General features: G+C 62.0%; 14 protein-coding genes. 3 read left to right on the top strand and 11 right to left on the bottom strand.

Annotated elements, in window-relative coordinates:
* Positions 1 to 3: 3 nt before the first annotated feature.
* The 11 genes from lpxD to rpsB form a co-directional block, all read right to left on the bottom strand.
* Complete coding sequence (gene lpxD / locus Q1M07_RS11685) at positions 4 to 1,035, bottom strand: UDP-3-O-(3-hydroxymyristoyl)glucosamine N-acyltransferase (protein WP_300454054.1); 1,032 nt, start codon at positions 1,033 to 1,035, stop codon at positions 4 to 6.
* Between the two features lie 26 nt (positions 1,036 to 1,061).
* Positions 1,062 to 1,580, bottom strand: a complete 519-nt coding sequence (locus tag Q1M07_RS11680; protein WP_300454053.1) for an OmpH family outer membrane protein — start codon at positions 1,578 to 1,580, stop codon at positions 1,062 to 1,064.
* A gap of 15 nt (positions 1,581 to 1,595) precedes the next feature.
* Entirely contained in the window at positions 1,596 to 3,896 is a 2,301-nt protein-coding gene (gene bamA, locus Q1M07_RS11675; protein WP_300454052.1) for an outer membrane protein assembly factor BamA, read from the bottom strand.
* Between the two features lie 4 nt (positions 3,897 to 3,900).
* Positions 3,901 to 5,268 carry an RIP metalloprotease RseP gene (rseP, locus tag Q1M07_RS11670; protein WP_300454050.1) on the bottom strand — a complete coding sequence of 456 codons (1,368 nt, stop codon included), beginning with the start codon at positions 5,266 to 5,268 and terminating at the stop codon, positions 3,901 to 3,903.
* Positions 5,265 to 6,458, bottom strand: coding sequence for a 1-deoxy-D-xylulose-5-phosphate reductoisomerase (gene ispC, locus Q1M07_RS11665; RefSeq protein ID WP_300454048.1), 1,194 nt, complete (start codon positions 6,456 to 6,458; stop codon positions 5,265 to 5,267). Before ispC ends, rseP begins: the two co-directional genes overlap by 4 nt.
* Before the next feature lie 11 nt (positions 6,459 to 6,469).
* Positions 6,470 to 7,309, bottom strand: coding sequence for a phosphatidate cytidylyltransferase (locus Q1M07_RS11660; RefSeq protein ID WP_300454047.1), 840 nt, complete (start codon positions 7,307 to 7,309; stop codon positions 6,470 to 6,472).
* Positions 7,302 to 8,099 (bottom strand): polyprenyl diphosphate synthase, encoded by a 798-nt coding sequence (gene uppS, locus Q1M07_RS11655; RefSeq protein WP_300454046.1) that lies wholly within the window; start codon positions 8,097 to 8,099, stop codon positions 7,302 to 7,304. The genes Q1M07_RS11660 and uppS overlap by 8 nt, the downstream gene beginning before the upstream one ends.
* 23 nt (positions 8,100 to 8,122) lie before the next feature.
* On the bottom strand, positions 8,123 to 8,683 hold the full coding sequence (gene frr / locus Q1M07_RS11650) for a ribosome recycling factor (protein ID WP_300454045.1): 561 nt from the start codon (positions 8,681 to 8,683) through the stop codon (positions 8,123 to 8,125).
* Positions 8,684 to 8,694: 11 nt separating this feature from the next.
* Positions 8,695 to 9,417: a UMP kinase gene (gene pyrH, locus Q1M07_RS11645; protein ID WP_300454044.1), complete on the bottom strand. Its 723-nt coding sequence runs from the start codon at positions 9,415 to 9,417 to the stop codon at positions 8,695 to 8,697.
* 177 nt (positions 9,418 to 9,594) lie between these two features.
* On the bottom strand, positions 9,595 to 10,491 hold the full coding sequence (tsf, locus tag Q1M07_RS11640) for a translation elongation factor Ts (protein ID WP_300454043.1): 897 nt from the start codon (positions 10,489 to 10,491) through the stop codon (positions 9,595 to 9,597).
* A 108-nt stretch (positions 10,492 to 10,599) separates the two neighbouring features.
* A complete protein-coding gene (rpsB, locus tag Q1M07_RS11635; protein ID WP_300454042.1) occupies positions 10,600 to 11,343 on the bottom strand; it encodes a 30S ribosomal protein S2 in 744 nt (247 codons plus the stop codon).
* Positions 11,344 to 11,680: 337 nt separating this feature from the next.
* Between rpsB and map the strand changes: the two genes are divergently transcribed.
* The 3 genes from map to Q1M07_RS11620 all read left to right on the top strand — a co-directional run bounded on the left by map (position 11,681) and on the right by Q1M07_RS11620 (position 16,122).
* A complete protein-coding gene (gene map, locus Q1M07_RS11630) occupies positions 11,681 to 12,481 on the top strand; it encodes a type I methionyl aminopeptidase (protein ID WP_300454041.1) in 801 nt (266 codons plus the stop codon).
* Positions 12,482 to 12,487: 6 nt separating this feature from the next.
* On the top strand, positions 12,488 to 15,070 hold the full coding sequence (locus Q1M07_RS11625) for a [protein-PII] uridylyltransferase (protein WP_300454040.1): 2,583 nt from the start codon (positions 12,488 to 12,490) through the stop codon (positions 15,068 to 15,070).
* Positions 15,071 to 15,582: 512 nt separating this feature from the next.
* A complete protein-coding gene (locus tag Q1M07_RS11620) occupies positions 15,583 to 16,122 on the top strand; it encodes a hypothetical protein (protein WP_300454039.1) in 540 nt (179 codons plus the stop codon).
* The last annotated feature ends 220 nt before the right edge of the window (positions 16,123 to 16,342 follow it).

The following is a 16,342-nucleotide window of genomic DNA, read 5'->3' as shown; positions in this document are numbered from 1 at the left end:
CAGTCAAGACGTTCTCTCCCTGATTTCGAGTTTCTTTTCGAGTTCGGCGACGCGTTCCGCGAGTTTCGCCAGCCGCCTGATCTGTGGTGCGTTGTGCAACCACTCGCTATGCGCCGCGAGCGGAAAGATGCTGGTGTACTGCCCGGGCCGGGTCAGAGACTTGGTCACCAGGGTCCCGGCCGAGATGTGCACGTCGTCACCCAGTTCGATGTGGCCGGAGATCATTCCGGCGCCACCGATCGTGCATCGACGGCCTATTCGGGCGCTGCCGGCGATTCCCACGCAGCCGGCCAAGGCCGCGTGCTCGCCGATACGGCAGTTGTGACCCACCTGGATCTGGTTGTCAAGTTTGACGCCATCGGCGATCAGAGTGTCATCCAGGGCGCCACGGTCGATCGAGGTGTTCGCGCCGACCTCGACATCGTCGCCAATGACGACGCGACCGATCTGGGGAATCTTGACCCAGCGCTCGCCTTCCTTGGCAAAACCGAAGCCGTCGGCGCCGATGACGGCGCCGGAGTGAAGGACCGCCCGCCGGCCGATCACGCAGTCGTGGTAAACGACCACATTCGGGTAGAGCAGCGAGTCGTCGCCGATCGAGACACCGTCGCCGATCACGCAACCGGGATACAGCGTGACGTTTTCCCCGAATCTGACGCGCTCGCCGACGACCACGTTCTCGCCGATGCTCGCCGACGGCGGCAAGGGGGAACGCACCACGGCTCCGGGATGGACACCGGCCGGCCGTAGCGCCGGAGGATTGAGCAAGGAAACGACGCGTGCGTAGTAAGCGTAGGAGTTCGGATGGACGATGCGGGGTCGCGCGGTCTCGTCGGCAAACGGTGGCGTAACGATCACCGCCGAGGCGCGCGTCTCGTACAGTTGCGCCCGGTACTTCGGATTGGCAAGAAACGCGATTTGTCCGTCACCGGCCGAGAGCAGCGTGGCCACCTGCGACACGACGACCGATCCGTCGCCATGCAGCACCCCACCGAGACGCGCAACGATCTCGTCCAGCCGCAGACCTAACGGCACATGACCTCCCGCGCTCTGGCGACAGCTTACTTGGCGTCCTTGGAATCGGACAGCGCCTTGACGACCTTGTCGGTAATGTCCAGTCGGGGGCTGACCCAGACGACATCCTGTACGATCAGATCATACTTCTCGCTGTCGGCGAGCTGTTTGATCGCTTTGTTGGCCTTTTCGATGATCGCCGCATTCTCCTCATTCTGGCGCAGGTTCAGATCCTCGCGGAACTCACGCTGTTTTCGCTGAAACTCCCGTGACAACTCGGCAAGATCTTTCTCCTTCGCCCGACGGTCCGCTTCGGCCATCGTCAGCCCGCCCTTCTCGAGCGTCTCCTGCAGTCCCTGGACCTGCTTGGCCAGGCGCTGCAAATCCTGGTCGCGCTTGGAGAATTCCTGCTCGATCTTCTTGGCCGCTCGCACCGCCGCCGGGGCATCACGAAACAGACGCTGGGTATTGACGTACCCTATCTTCAGCGGCTCCACCGCCAACGCACAAGACAGCGGCAGCGATCCCAGCAAGGCCACCAGCAGCGTGGCAATCGTCTTATTCAAGCTAATTCTCCTGGCTCAAAAGGTCGTCCCCAACTGGAACTGAAACTTCTGGATTTTATCATTACTTTTCTCGTTGATCGGCTGACCGTAGCTGAATTTCAGCGGCCCGAGCGGTGAAATCCAGGCTGCCGTCACGCCGGTCGAATAGCGCAACCCCTCTTTTGCGAAGGTGTAGGACGGTACGGCCTTATCGTCCGTAAAGACGTTGCCGGCATCGAAAAACGGGCCAATACGGAAGGATTTGTCGAGCCCGGGAATCGGTACCAGAAGCTCGGCATTGAACACCGCCTTGCGCGTACCGCCCAACCGCGTGTCGGGATTGGTGACTTCCACCGGGCCAAGGCTGGCGGTATCGTAACCACGCACTGAGTTGACGCCGCCGGCGAAGAAGTTCTTGTAGAACGGCAAGGTCTGCCCCTGCAAGCCATCCGCGTACCCGAGTTCGACATTGAGCATCAGGACGACGTCCTTGGCAAGAGAGAAGTACTGTTGATTCTGGTAGGTGAGCCGATAAAACGACAGGTCTGCACCGGGAATCGCCCATTCCAGTCCGGCGCGCTGGATGCCGCCCGTGGTCGTGTAGATGGAACTGTTCCGGGTATCCCTGACCCAGCCGACGGTCGCCGGCACCGTAACGTTCGAGTCACCGTGCTCGGCCTGGAACTTGATGTACTGGATCGGCGTGATGCCCGGAGTAATCGGGGTGATGTCGATCGTCGTCTGGTCGACCGCCAAGCCGACACTGATCGTGTCCTTCTCGTCGATCGGGAAGCCGAAGCGGATTCCGCCACCGGTGGAATGTGACTTGAACTCGTAGCCCAGCGAGGTCGGATTGAGTTTTCTGTCGTAGAGGTCGAAACCCTGACTGATCCCGTCGACCGTGAAATACGGATTGGTGTAGTTGATCCCGAAAGTGCGGTTGAGCTTGCCGGTGTTCACTTGCAGGGACAGAAACTTGCCACTGCCGAAAATGTTCGACTGCGAGATCGAGCCCGAGAGGATGACTTTTTCCGCGCTCGAATAACCCGCACCAAGCGAAATGTTGCCAGTCGATTTTTCGGCCACGTTGACGTTGACATCGACCAGATCGATGGTCCCAGGAACCGGCGGCGTCTCCACGTTCACTTCGGCGAAGTAGCCGGTTCGGTCGATGCGCTCTCGCGACGCATTGACGCGATCGGCGTCGTACCAGGCCCCCTCCATCTGGCGCATTTCCTGGCGGATGACTTCGTCGCGCGTCTTCGTGTTGCCGGTAATGTTGATCCGCCGCACGTAAGCCCGTTTGCCGGGGTCGACGAAAATCGTGAACGCGACCTGACGCTTTTCCTTGTCGATATCCGGCGCCGCGTTCACGTTGGCGAATGCATAGCCCTGCGCGCCGAGTTTGTCGGCGATGGCCTTGGTGCTCTCGTTCAGCTTCTCGCGCGAGAAAACGTCGCCGGCCTTGATCTTGACCGCTTTCCTGAACTCATCCTCGGTGAGAATCAGCTCACCCGCCAGCTTCACCGACGAAACCATGTAGCGCTCACCCTCGTTGATGCTGATGGTGATGTAGATGTCTTTCTTGTCGGGACTGATCGATACCTGCGTCGACTCGACACTGAACTCCAGATAACCACGATCAAGGTAGTAGGAACGCAGCGTCTCCAGGTCGGCCGAGAGCTTCTGTTTCGAATACTGATCGCTCTTCGTGTACCAGCTTATCCAGTTTGGCGTCTTGAGCTGCAGCACGCCGATCAGTTCCTTCTCCTTGAACGCCTGCGCACCGACGATGTTGATCTGTTTGATCCTGGCCGCTTCACCCTCGTCGATGGTGAAATTGATCGCCACGCGGTTCCGATCGAGCGGTGTGACCGTCGTCGTAATCGTCACCGCGTACCGGCCGCGCGACAGATATTGACGCTTCAATTCCTGCTCAGCTTTTTCAAGTGTCGCGCGGTCAAAGGTGCGCGAAGCCGCGATCCCCACCTCCTTGAGCCCCTTGAGCAACTGGTCCTTGTCGAACTCCTTCAGCCCGACGAAATCGATCTGCGCAATCGCCGGACGCTCCTCGATGACGACGATCAGTACGTCCCCGTCGATTTCGATCCGGACGTCCTTGAAGAAACCGGTCGCGAACAGTGCCCGGATCGCCTGCGCCGCCTTCTCGTCGTTCATCGTCTCGCCGACCTTGACCGGCAGGTAGCTGAACACCGTTCCGGCCTCGACCCGTTGTATCCCTTCGACCCGGATATCCTTGACCACGAAGGGCTCGATGGCCATGGCGCCAGAAGCAAAAAGGGTAGCCAGCAGACCTGCCAGCAGGTGTCTCTTCATATCCTCAGCCGGAAAGCAATCGATTGATGTCGTTGTAGAAGGCGAACGCCATAAGCATGAACAGCAGCGCCAGGCCGATCTGCTGGCCGATTTCCATCGTTCTTTCGGAAACCGGCCCACGCTTGATGATTTCGACGAGATAATACAGCAAATGCCCCCCATCCAGAATCGGGATCGGCAGCAGGTTCAGAACCCCCAAGCTGATGCTAACGAGGGCCAAGAACTTGAGGTAGTAATCGATTCCCAGCCGGGCCGACTGGCCGGCGTAATCGGCGATGGTCACAGGCCCGCTGATGTTCCGCCACGACACTTCGCCGGTGATCATCTTGCCCATCATCAGCAGGGTGAAGGCCGACTTGTCCCAGGTTTCGGCAACCGCCTTGCCGAGCGCCGAAAACGGGCCGTAGCTGACGGTAACCATCAGTTCGGCGCGCGCCACGCCGTGGTCGTCGACCGCCGCACCGATGCGGCCGACTTCCCGGCCGCGCTCCTCGACCGCCGCCGGGATAACCGTCGCCCGCATCGTCTCGCCACCGCGCCGCAGGTCCAGTGCAAGCGGCTTGCCGGGCGACCGGCGGACACGGTCCACGACCTCTGCCCAACTGTCGATCGCTTGCTCGTCGATCGACAGAATCTCGTCTCCCGGCCGCAGGTCGGCGGCGGCGGCGGCGCTATGCGGGCTGACCCGGCCCAGCACGGGGCGCAGCCGGGGACGGAAGAGACTCAGGCCGAGCCTGTCGAGCGCATCGCCCTCCCAACCCGCCTGCCGAACCGCCGACATGGCCAGGCGGCGCAGCGCGATTTCCTGACGCGAGTTGATGACCTCGAGTTCTACCTCATCCTGGTCTACCGCCGATTGCAGCAAGAGCCAACGCATTTCCTGCCAGGTCTGGACTGCTTGCCCAGCCACCCGGAGCACTCGTTCGCCGTTTTCCAGCCCGGCGGCGGCGGCAGGGCTCGCCGCGACGGGTGTTCCAAGAATGGGTCGGAACTCCTCGGTGCCTTGCCAGAATAGCCCCCAATAGATGAAGATGGCGAGCAGAAAATTGGCCAACGGTCCGGCCGCGACGATCATCATCCTGTGCCACACCGGTTGCCGGTTGAAACTGCGAGGCAAGTCCTCGACCGCCACCTCCCCTTCACGCTCGTCGAGCATCTTGACGTAACCGCCGAGCGGAAAGGCACCGATCGCCCACTCGGTGCCGTCCTCGCCAAACCGCCTGGCCCACAGTGGCCGGCCGAAGCCCACCGAGAAACGCAGGACTCTGACGCCTGCCCAGCGCGCCGCGAGATAGTGCCCGAACTCGTGGACAACGACCAGAATCCCCAGGACGAGGGCGAAAGCAGCGACGTAGTAGAGAAAATTGTTCATCTGGTCGCCATTTCGGCGACCAACTGCTCGGCCACCTGACGCGCCCGCCGGTCCGCCAGCAGGACATCCTCCAGTGAACCAAGTGCACCGCTGGCCGGCAACTGGTCCAGGGCACGGGCGATGACCCGGCTAATCGCGATAAAACCGATCCTGCCGTCGAGGAACGCCTGAACCGCCACTTCGTTGGCCGCGTTCAGCGTCGTCGGCGCGCTTCCACCATCGCAGAGCGCGCGATAGGCCAGCGCCAGGCAGGGAAAACGTTCGAGATCCGGTCGTTCGAAATGCAGCGACGCCACCTCGAACAGGTCGAGCGGCGCAACTCCGGCGGCGATCCGCCGAGGATAGGCCAGGGCGTGCGCGATGGGCGTGCGCATGTCCGGATTTCCCAACTCGGCGATCACCGAACCATCGGCGTACTGGACCAGCGAGTGGATGACACTTTCCGGGTGAATCACCACCTGAATGCGGTCGGCCGGGACGTTGAACAGCCAGTGCGCTTCGATGACCTCGAGCCCCTTGTTCATCATCGTCGAACAATCGACTGATATCTTGCGCCCCATTACCCAGTTCGGATGAGCACAAGCCTGCTCGGGGGTCACCGCCTCGAAGTCGTCGATTGGCAACCGCCGAAACGGACCACCGGAGGCGGTGAGAAAAAGGCCAAGCACACCGCTATCCTCCAGATCGCCGGCATAGTCGCTCGGCAAAGACTGAAAAATCGCATTGTGCTCGCTGTCGATCGGCAACAGCGTGGCCGCGTTCTCGCGCACCGCACGCATGAAGACCGAGCCGGCCATGACCAAGGCTTCCTTGTTCGCCAGCAGGATTTTCTTGCCGGCCAGGGCGGCGGCGAGGGTTGGCGGCAAGCCGGCTGCGCCGACGATCGCTGCCATAACGGAATCGACTTCCGGCAACTCCGCCATCCGCACCAGCGCCGCCGGGCCATGCGCCACCTCCGTCGAGCAATCGGCAGCCGCCAGCCGGGCCGCCAGATCGGCGGCCGCCGTGGCGTCGCCGACGACGGCGTAGCGTGGCCGAAACTCGAGGCACTGCTCGAAAAGACGATCGACCTGGCGATGTGCGCAAAGAGCGACGACGCGGTAGCGCCGGCGATGGCGGCGGACGACGTCGAGCGTATTGACACCGATCGACCCGGTGGACCCGAGGATCGTCAGGTTCTGCACGGCCATTGGGCAAGACCTCAAGGTCGCGTCGCCAGCCAGACCAGGGCCACCAAGGGCAGCGTAGACGTCAGGCTGTCGATGCGATCGAGCACGCCGCCGTGCCCTGGCAGGACGTTGCTGCTGTCCTTGATGCCCGCCTGGCGCTTGAGCAACGACTCGAACAGATCGCCGACGATGCTGATCGCGGTGAGCAGAAGCAGTATCAACAGGAGCAGCGCAGAGCTTCCGGCCAGTGCTGCCGGCAGCTTCGATGAGAGCAGGAAACCGTAGACCAGAACGACGACACCACCGCCGATCGCGCCTTCCCAGGTCTTGCCGGGGCTGATGGCCGGTGCCAGCTTGTGCTGGCCGAAGCTTCGTCCAGCGAAATACGCACCGATATCGGCCAGCCAGACGACGGTCATGATGGCCAGCAAGGCCAGCGGTCCGGCTTGCCTGAGTTGCACCAGAGCCAGCCAAGCCGGCAGGATCAAGACGACGCCGGTCGCCAGGCCGACAAGGGGATGATTGGCCAGCGGCCACCGTCGATAAAGCCAGAGCGGTACCGCGACCAGCCAAAAAACCGCGGCCGGAAGATAAAACCAAGCGCCCAGGCGCCACGCAGCGGCTGGAAAACCTTCCCCAAGACCCAGGGCGGCCGGCTGGAAGAAACCGAGCAGGGCGCACAGTCCGACCAAGCCGGCGGCGAGCAGGCAGCGTGCCGGTCCACCCAGTTGCATCAGGCCGCCCCACTCCCAGGCGGCGGTAGCGGCCACTGCGGTGACGAATACCAGCCAACCCAGCGAAGGCAGGTAGAAGAGCGCCAGGAAAAAAGCGGCAAACAGAATCACCGCCGTAATCACCCGCGTCCTAAGCATCTCGCCGCGTACCGGTCGGCGCCACGACGGCCGGAGAATCACCCGTCAGCTGCTCGCTCGTCCGCCCGAAGCGACGCTCGCGCTGCTGGTAGGACAGCAGCGCCGCATCGAATGCGGTGGCGTCAAACTCGGGCCACAGTACGTCTGTGAAGTAAATCTCGGAATACGCGAGTTGCCAGAGCAGGAAGTTGCTGATCCGCTGCTCCCCGCCGGTACGGATGAACAGGTCGGGTTCCGGCGCATAGCTCATGGCCAGGCAAGACGCCAGATCGCCTTCGGTCAATTCCCCGCATCGTCCCGCTCCGCCGCTGACCAGCAAGCGGTTGACCGCCTGCAGGATGTCCCAGCGCCCGCCGTAATTGGCCGCAATGGTCAAAACCAGGCGCGTATTGGCGGCCGTCCGCTGCTCCGACGCCTCGATCAGTGTCCGCAACTCGGGTTCGAAGCGTGACAGATCGCCGATCACCCGCAAACGAACGCCGTTGCGATCCAGTTTGACCACTTCCTCTCTGAGCGCGCGAACGAAGAGTTGCATGAGCAGCGACACTTCCTCCGGCGGACGGCGCCAGTTCTCGGAACTGAAAGCAAACAGCGTCAGGTACTCGATGCCTCGCTCGAGACAGCTCCGGACCGTGGCACGAACCGTTTCCACACCCCGGCGGTGCCCGGCGAAACGCGGCAACATACGTTTCCTCGCCCAACGTCCGTTGCCGTCCATGATGATCGCGACGTGTCGCGGCACCGCCGAGGTAGCCGGTATATCGCGGGTCGAACTGGCGAAACGCGCCATATGGATGTTTCGTCCAGTCGCCGCTAGATGGCCATCAACTCGGTTTCCTTGTGGCCGAGCAGCTTGTCGATCTCCACGACATAGCGGTCGGTGAGTTTCTGGATCTCGTCCTGGGCCCGATGTTCCTCATCTTCGGAGCATTCCTTGTTCTTCAGCATCTCCCTGAGCGTCGCGATGGCGTCACGTCGCAGGTTGCGCACCGCCACCTTGGCGCCCTCGGCTTCGGCTTTCACGACCTTGATCAGTTCGCGACGCCTGGCTTCGGTCAACGGCGGCATCGGCACGCGTATCAAGTCGCCCTGCGAAGCCGGGTTGAGCCCCAGATCGCAGTCGCGGATCGCTTTCTCGACCTTCGCCGCCATACCCTTTTCCCACGGCTGCACGCCGAGAGTGCGGGCGTCGATCAGGGTGACGTTGGCGACCGTGTTGATCGGCACCAGCGACCCGTAGTACTCGACCTGGACATGATCGAGCAAACCGGTATGAGCACGACCGGTGCGCACCTTGGCCAGGTCGGCCTTGAGCGCCTCGATCGACTTCTCCATCTTTCTCTCAGTGACTCTCTTAACGTCAGCTAGGCTCATCTCCATCTCCGTCAGCAAGACACCAGAGTGCCTTCATTCTCACCCATCGTAACCCGCTTGAGAGCACCCGGCTTGAAAATCGAGAACACGTTGATCGGCAGTTTCTGGTCGCGGCACAAGGCGAACGCCGTGGCATCCATGACCGCCAGGTTCTGCGCGATGACCTCGTCGAAGCTGATCCGGTCGTAACGGATCGCCAGCGGATCGTGCTTGGGGTCGGCCGAATAGATGCCATCGACCTTGGTTGCCTTGAGAACGATTTCAGCACCGATTTCCGCGCCACGCAAGGCCGCGGCGGTATCGGTCGTGAAGAATGGATTGCCGGTACCGGCAGCAAAAATGACCGTCCGCCCCTGCTCCAGGTAACGGATCGCCTTGCCGCGAATGTACGGCTCGACGACCTGTTCGATGTTCAAGGCGGACTGCACACGGGAAACCATTCCCGCGGCGCGCATGGCATCGTGCAGCGCCAGACCGTTCATCACCGTCGCCAGCATTCCCATGTAGTCCGCCTGCGCGCGGTCCATCCCCGTCGCGGCGGGCGCGACACCGCGAAAGATATTGCCGCCACCGATCACCACGCCGACCTGTACCCCCATATCGACGATCACCTTGATCTCGGCAACGATGCCGGAGATCGTCTGCCGGTTGATGCCGTACGCGTCGGCTCCCATCAGTGCTTCACCGGAGAGCTTGAGCAGAATACGTTTGTAGCGCGGCGAGTTCGCTGACATTGGCGTTGGGCTCCTTGAGCTAGGGTGAAGTCGCGTCGGCGACTCGCGAACCTCCCCCGACCCGTTTGCGGATCAGGGGCTGGGCGGAAAAAAGTTCATGCTGCCGGCGCTTTTCCGGAAGCGTCATGGTCGTCGGGCTGGCTTCGCTTGCTGGTCGCGACGACAGCCCGTGGCGGCCTATTTCTGCATGGCAGCAGCGGCTTGTGCGGCGACCTCGGCCGCGAAATCGTTCGACCGCTTGGCAAGCCCCTCGCCGACAACGAACAGGGTGAAACCGGCAACCGACGCTCCTCGGGCCTTCAGCAACTGCGCGATGGTCTGCTTGCCGTCTTCGGCCTTCACGAAAACCTGACCGAGCAAGGTCACTTCGTTCAGGAACTTCTGTACCGACCCCTCGACGATCTTCTCGATCATCGCTTCCGGCTTGCCGGCTTCCCTGGCCTTTTCGGTAGCGATGCGGCGCTCGCTCTCGACGAGATCGGCGGCGACGCCCGACGAGTCGAGCGATTTCGGCTTGGCCGCCGCAATGTGCATCGCCAGATCCCGGCCCAGTTGCGCGTCACCGCCGAGGCAATCGAGCAGAACGCCGATCTTGGCCCCGCCGTGCACATAAGCGGCGAGTCGTCCAGTCGCGGTCATGCGGACAAAGCGACGAAGCGAAAGGTTTTCGCCGATTTTTCCAACCAGTGCCGTGCGCGTCGATTCGACGGTTCCGCCGGCCATAGGCAAAGCGGCCAGCGCCGCGACGTCAGCCGGGTCATGCGTGACGACGAGCGCCGCGCAGTCGGCAGCCAACTTCAGGAACTCTTCGTTCTTGGCAACAAAGTCGGTCTCGCAGTTGATTTCGACGATCGCGCCGAGCTTGCCGTCATCGGTCATGTGCACCGCTACGACTCCCTCGGCGGTGATCCGGCTGGCCGCCTTGCTGGCTTTCGAGCCCAGCTTGACGCGCAGAATTTCCTCCGCCTTGTCGATGTCGCCAGCCGCCTCGGTCAGCGCTCTCTTGCACTCCATCATCGGCGCGTCGGTCCTCTCGCGCAGTTCTTTCACCATGCTTGCGGTAATTTCCGCCATTTCATTCTCCACTTGCGAACACAGCCGACAGGAGCGGCCGTGCCGGTTTCAATACATTCGATTCTACTCGCGCGGCCGCCGCCCCTGTCGCCAGGGCTGCCGCGCTCATCAGTCGTCGTCGGCTTCCTCGATGAACTCGTCGCCAGAAACCGCCTCGAGAATCTCCTCGACGAACTGGCTGCGCCCTTCCAGCACGGCGTCGGCCACCCCGCGGGCGTACAGTCGAATGGCGCGCGACGAGTCGTCGTTGCCGGGAATGACGTAGTCGACGCCGCTCGGCGAGTGGTTGGTATCGACCACCGCAACGACCGGAATCCCCAACTTGTTGGCTTCGGTGATGGCGATCTTGTGATACCCGACGTCGATCACGAACAAGGCGTCAGGCAGCGACACCATATCCTTGATGCCGCCGATCGACTTGTGCATCTTCTCGAGTTCGCGCGTCATCATCAACGCCTCCTTCTTGCCGAGACGCGCCAGCGACCCGTCTTCGGACATCGTTTCCATGTCCTTGAGGCGCTTGATCGACTGCTTGATCGTCTTGAAGTTGGTCAACATGCCGCCCAGCCAACGTTGTTCGACATAGGGCGACGCACAGCGCGTCGCCTCCTCGGCCATGATCTCGCGCGCCTGGCGCTTGGTCGAGACGAACAGGATAGTGCCCTTGTTGGCCGACAGCCTGCGCACGAAGCTCATCGCTTCGTTGTATCTGGCAAGCGTCTGCTCGAGGTTGACAATGTGGATCTTGTTGCGGGCACCAAAAATGTACGGTGCCATCTTGGGGTTCCAGAAGCGTGTCTGATGGCCGAAGTGAACACCGGCCTCAAGCATCTGACGCATCGTTGTAGACATTTGGATTACCTTCACTATCAGGGTTGGACCACCATCCGCCCACCTACAGCCGGCCATCCCGGCCGACACCCTTGAACAGGCGAATGTGCGTGATAAGGCGTGGCCCGGTCGGCACGCCCGGCGCGCCGACCGGGCCACGCCTTTCTTTGTCGCTGGCTTACAAGCCAGCAAAAGTCGGCGATAGTACCACCAAGAGGCGTGGAAATTCAATGCGCGTGCCAGCTCGAGGGCCGAATCCTGCGCTGCGAAGCTTTATCCGCCTTGAGCCGGTCAAATTGCCTAAGCTGTTCGCTTACTTTATCCTTGCTCGTCCTCACCCCGGCGCCGACGTCAAGCCATGAGTATTTTCATCAAGACCCCCGAAGAAATCGAGAAAATGCGCGTCGCGGGCCGCCTGACGGCGGAAGTACTCGACTACATCGCGCCCTACGTGAAGTCAGGAGTCACCACCGGCGAGCTGGATCGGCTTTGTCACGACTACATCGTCGGCGTCCAGGGCGGCATCCCAGCCCCCCTGAATTACGCGCCACCCGGCTACAGACCGTACCCGAAGTCGATTTGCGCCTCGGTCAACCACCAGGTCTGCCATGGCGTCCCGGGTGACCGGCAGCTCAAGAACGGAGACATCGTCAACCTCGATGTGACGGTGATCAGCGATGGCTACCACGGGGACAGCAGTCGCATGTTTCAGGTCGGCGAGACCTCGCTGCAGGCCAGGCGACTCTGCGAAGTGACTTTCGAATGCCTCTGGCTGGGTATCGTACAGGTCAGATCCGGTGCGCACCTGGGCGACATTGGCCATGCCATTCAGCAACATGCGGAGAAATCCGGCTTCTCGGTCGTCCGCGAGTTCTGCGGTCACGGCATCGGTGCCAGCTTCCACGAGGAACCGCAAGTCCTTCACTACGGCCGGCCGCACACCGGCATTCGGCTGGAACCTGGAATGGTTTTCACCATCGAGCCGATGATCAATGCCGGCAAGGCGGCGATCCGGACCATGGCCGACGGCTGGACGATCGTCACCAAGGATCACAGCTTGTCGGCACAATGGGAGCACACCATCCTGGTCACCACGACGGGCTACGAAGTCCTTACTATGTCGGCGGGTACGAGCGCTCGACCCGACTGGATCGGCTGATTGCCGATGGCAAGCGTCGACGTCGATCGACAGCCCCTGGTCACCCGCTACCGCTCCCTTCTGCGCGGCGAGCAGGCGGCGATCTGCGCGCGCTACCTGGCGACGGGCGACGCGTCACGCCTTTTGCGCGAGCGCTGCGAACTGATCGACGGCGTTCTCGGCGACCTCTGGCGGGAACTGGATGCGCCGCCGTCTCTGGCGCTGCTTGCTGTTGGCGGCTATGGCCGAGGCGAACTCTATCCCGCCTCGGACGTCGATGTCCTGCTGCTATTGCCGGGTTCGCCGGACGAAGGCCTGACCGCGCAGCTCGAGCAGGCGGTGACCATTCTCTACGACATCGGCCTCGAGATTGCACCCAGTGTGCGAACGGTCGAAGAATGTTCGCAGGCGTCCGCCGAGGATCTGACGATTCAGACGGCACTGCTCGAGGCTCGCCTGCTGACCGGTAGCGAAGAACTGTTCACGGAACTCACTTCCGAACTCGCCCGCGTCCTCGATCCGCACACCTTCTTCGACGCGAAAAGAAAGGAACAGGACGAGCGGCACTTGCGCCACTACGGGTCGCCCTACAGCCTCGAACCGAACTGCAAGGAAGCGCCAGGCGGTTTGCGCGACTTGCAGACGATCCTCTGGATCGCCCGCGCGGCCGGCTATGGCGACACCTGGGACGATCTGGCCCAACACGGCTTCATCACTCGCGAAGAGGAAGCGCAACTGCGGCGCTGCGTCGCGTTCCTGCAGCGCCTGCGGACGCGTTTGCACCTGCACGCCGGTCGGCGAGAGGACCGGCTGCTCTTCGACTACCAGAACGCCTTGGCTGAACAGTGGGGCTTTCAGGCGACGCCGACCCGCCGGGCGAGCGAGCTGTTGATGCAGCAGTACTATCGCACAGCGAAGGAAGTTACGCAGATCAACACGATACTGCTGCTCAACATCGGTGCGGCGATTTCGCCGCCGCCCAACCAGCCGCCGCAAGCGATCAATGAACGCTTCCAGAACGTGCACGACCTGCTCGACGTGGTAGACGAGGAAATCTTCAGAAGAGAGCCAGGCGTCATTCTGGAAGCTTTTCGGCTCATGCAGGTACATCCGGAGCTGCAGGGGATGACGGCGCGCACCTTGCGCGCGTTGTGGCATGCGCGCACGCTGATCGACGATACGTTCCGCGGCGATCCCGCCAATCGCGCCCGCTTTCTCGATATCTTGCAGCAACCGCGGGGTGTGCTGCATGAACTGCGACGGATGAACCAGTTCGGCGTTCTCGGCCGCTATCTGCCCAACTTCGGCAGGATCGTCGGCCAGATGCAGCATGACCTGTTCCACGTCTACACCGTCGACCAGCACATTCTGCAGGTTCTGCGCAATCTGCGGCGCTTCCTGGCCGACGAGTTCACGCACGAGTATCCGCTGTGCAGCGAGCTGATCAGCGGCTTTCCTCGCCCCTGGGTGCTCTACGTCGCCGCTCTCTTTCACGACATCGCCAAGGGACGGGGCGGCGACCATTCCGAACTCGGCGCCCAGGACGCCACCGCTTTCTGCGCTCAGCACGGCCTCGACGAAGACGACAGCGAACTGATCGTCTGGCTGGTCCGCCAGCATCTGCTGATGTCCATGGTGGCGCAGAAGCAGGACTTCGCCGACCCGGACGTCCTGGGTGCCTTTGCCGCGCAGGTCAAGGACGAGCGCCACCTGACGGCGCTGTATCTGTTCACTGTCGCCGACATCCGGGGCACCAGCCCGAAAGTCTGGAATACTTGGAAAGGACAGCTCCTCGAACAGCTTTTCCGCAGTACCTGCCGCACCCTGCTGGCCGGCGGCCAGGCACCGGTCCGGCAGGGACTGATCGAGGAGCGCCAGCAGGAAGCCTTGCGCCTGCTGCGCTACTTTGCGCTTTCCGAGGCCGTGCACCAGCGTCTGTGGAAGCAGCTCGACACGGTCTATTTCCTGCGCCATTCGGCCGAAGAAATCGCCTGGCACACGCAGGCTCTGCACTATCGAACCGGTGTCGAAAAACCGGTGGTCAAAGCGCGCGTCAATCCGCAGGGCGAAGGGCTGGAGGTGATGATCTACACGCGCGATCAGCGCGACCTCTTCGCCCGTGTCGTCGGCTTTTTCGGTCGCGCCGGCTACACCATCGTCGACGCCAAGATCCACACGACCCGTCACGGCTACGCACTGGACAGCTTCATGCTGCTCGACCTGAGCGATCGCGACAGCGACCGGGCGATGATCAGCTATATCGAGCACGAACTCACCGAGCGCCTCAGCCGCCAGAATCCTCCGGAAGCGCCAAGCAGCGGCCGCCTTTCGCGGCAAGTCAAACACTTCCCGATGCAGCCGGTGGTGACCATCGAGCCCGACGAAAAAGGCTCGCACTACGTGCTCTCGGTTAACGCCGCCGATCGCCCGGGGCTTCTTTACACAATCGCCATGACTTTGGCGGCGCACGGTGCTAACCTGCATACAGCGAAGATTTCGACGCTCGGCGAGCGCGTCGAGGACACCTTCCTGCTCAGCGGCGGAGACCTCGGAGAAGCAGCAAGCCGAATCAAGCTCGAAACCGAGCTGCTGGAGCGCCTGAAACTCTAAGGGAACTTCCCGCGGTCGGGCGGTCGATTTGTCGAATTGCCGGAAAAGTGCCGCGCGACTCCCGAATCGATCCCGGCACGGGTGCTGGGACCAGCCGGAACGGCCACTACGAGGATGTCGGTTTTTTTTACACTACCGTGTGGACAACCCCGCCAAGGATCGGGTAGAAAATTGCAAACCATTGCTTTAGCGAGCACTTTGTTTGTTCCATGGGACTGGTATAGAATTTGCTAATCATTGTTGGACTGTGATTCGGCGGTGCCAATCGCGCTACCGTAGGAGCACTCGAACGACTTGTGATTTCTGGTCCGCACCGTGACTTACTTCGCAGGCCCTCTGCGTTGTAAAGGCTAACATCCACGATGGTGAATCAGTCATCGGTCACCAGAACGACGAGTCCGCGAAAACCGTCTTGCAGGTCGACAGACGGAGTGCGCAGGGAGCGCGAACAGACGCAGGAACTGGCTTGGAAACACCGAGACCCGGGTCGGAATTTTTGGAGAGCGGCAAAGATGAGACGAACGGAAGCAATCGACGAGGCGGGGCAAGCGACCGATTTGGCGCTCGCTGGTGGTGACCCCGCCAGCGCAGACGGGGGTTCGACACTGGACCAACGCCGGCGGCGGCTGGTTCGTGGCGCAGCGGCTTTCGCGCCCTTGGTGTTGACTTTGCGCAGCGGTGCGCTGGCGGCAGCCTCGTGTACCGGCACGAAGATCCGTGCCGCCACGACCGACGACCGCGGGAGAATCGAGACGGTTGGTGGCGACCGTATCCGAAGCGGCTTGATCGGTTCGAACGACAATCCAAGCACTCCGGATTACTGCTTCAAGAACATAGACAGTTGCCCGGATACCTCGATGGTCGACAAGATCAGCACCCAGGACATGAATGACCAAAGCATACATGTCTATCGCACCGGCTCGGGTGGTGGAACCAATTATTATTGTGGTACCCCGTCGGGCGACCCGCTCCGTGGGCCGGCCGACTTCCGTAATCAGAACATTGCGATCCTGAGTTCGGCCAGCGCAACGTCACTGATCAACGCCGGCTAGGTCTCGCCACCGAGCAGCGCCGCCTTTATCTTTCCTTCCCCCCGCGCCAACGGACGCCAAGCGGCTACCCGCCGTTCGCAAGAGCGTCGGCGCAAGCGGCGCTTGAACGCGTCTCGATGCCGTCGGGTCCCTGACTCGAACAGCCGACACTGTTCGATCCGGCGAGCGAAACTGTGATAGATTCGCGATTTCGGCGCATGCGGTAATGGGGGAACAGACA

Origin of the sequence: Accumulibacter sp. (assembly GCF_029255285.1) — a bacterium.
In the GTDB taxonomy this organism is placed as follows: Bacteria; Pseudomonadota; Gammaproteobacteria; order Burkholderiales; family Rhodocyclaceae; genus Accumulibacter.
This window is presented reverse-complemented; position numbering and strand designations above follow the sequence as displayed.

What these genes read in the sequence shown, in the direction of transcription:
- uppS (WP_300454046.1), bottom strand. Translation starts at nt 8,099, where the DNA reads ATGGCGCGTTTCGCCAGTTCGACCCGCGATATACCGGCTACCTCGGCG.
- Q1M07_RS11625 (WP_300454040.1), top strand. Translation starts at nt 12,488, where the DNA reads ATGGCAAGCGTCGACGTCGATCGACAGCCCCTGGTCACCCGCTACCGC.
- pyrH (WP_300454044.1), bottom strand. Translation starts at nt 9,417, where the DNA reads ATGTCAGCGAACTCGCCGCGCTACAAACGTATTCTGCTCAAGCTCTCC.
- bamA (WP_300454052.1), bottom strand. Translation starts at nt 3,896, where the DNA reads ATGAAGAGACACCTGCTGGCAGGTCTGCTGGCTACCCTTTTTGCTTCT.
- rseP (WP_300454050.1), bottom strand. Translation starts at nt 5,268, where the DNA reads ATGAACAATTTTCTCTACTACGTCGCTGCTTTCGCCCTCGTCCTGGGG.
- rpsB (WP_300454042.1), bottom strand. Translation starts at nt 11,343, where the DNA reads ATGTCTACAACGATGCGTCAGATGCTTGAGGCCGGTGTTCACTTCGGC.
- ispC (WP_300454048.1), bottom strand. Translation starts at nt 6,458, where the DNA reads ATGGCCGTGCAGAACCTGACGATCCTCGGGTCCACCGGGTCGATCGGT.
- frr (WP_300454045.1), bottom strand. Translation starts at nt 8,683, where the DNA reads ATGAGCCTAGCTGACGTTAAGAGAGTCACTGAGAGAAAGATGGAGAAG.
- Q1M07_RS11620 (WP_300454039.1), top strand. Translation starts at nt 15,583, where the DNA reads ATGAGACGAACGGAAGCAATCGACGAGGCGGGGCAAGCGACCGATTTG.
- tsf (WP_300454043.1), bottom strand. Translation starts at nt 10,491, where the DNA reads ATGGCGGAAATTACCGCAAGCATGGTGAAAGAACTGCGCGAGAGGACC.
- map (WP_300454041.1), top strand. Translation starts at nt 11,681, where the DNA reads ATGAGTATTTTCATCAAGACCCCCGAAGAAATCGAGAAAATGCGCGTC.
- Q1M07_RS11660 (WP_300454047.1), bottom strand. Translation starts at nt 7,309, where the DNA reads ATGCTTAGGACGCGGGTGATTACGGCGGTGATTCTGTTTGCCGCTTTT.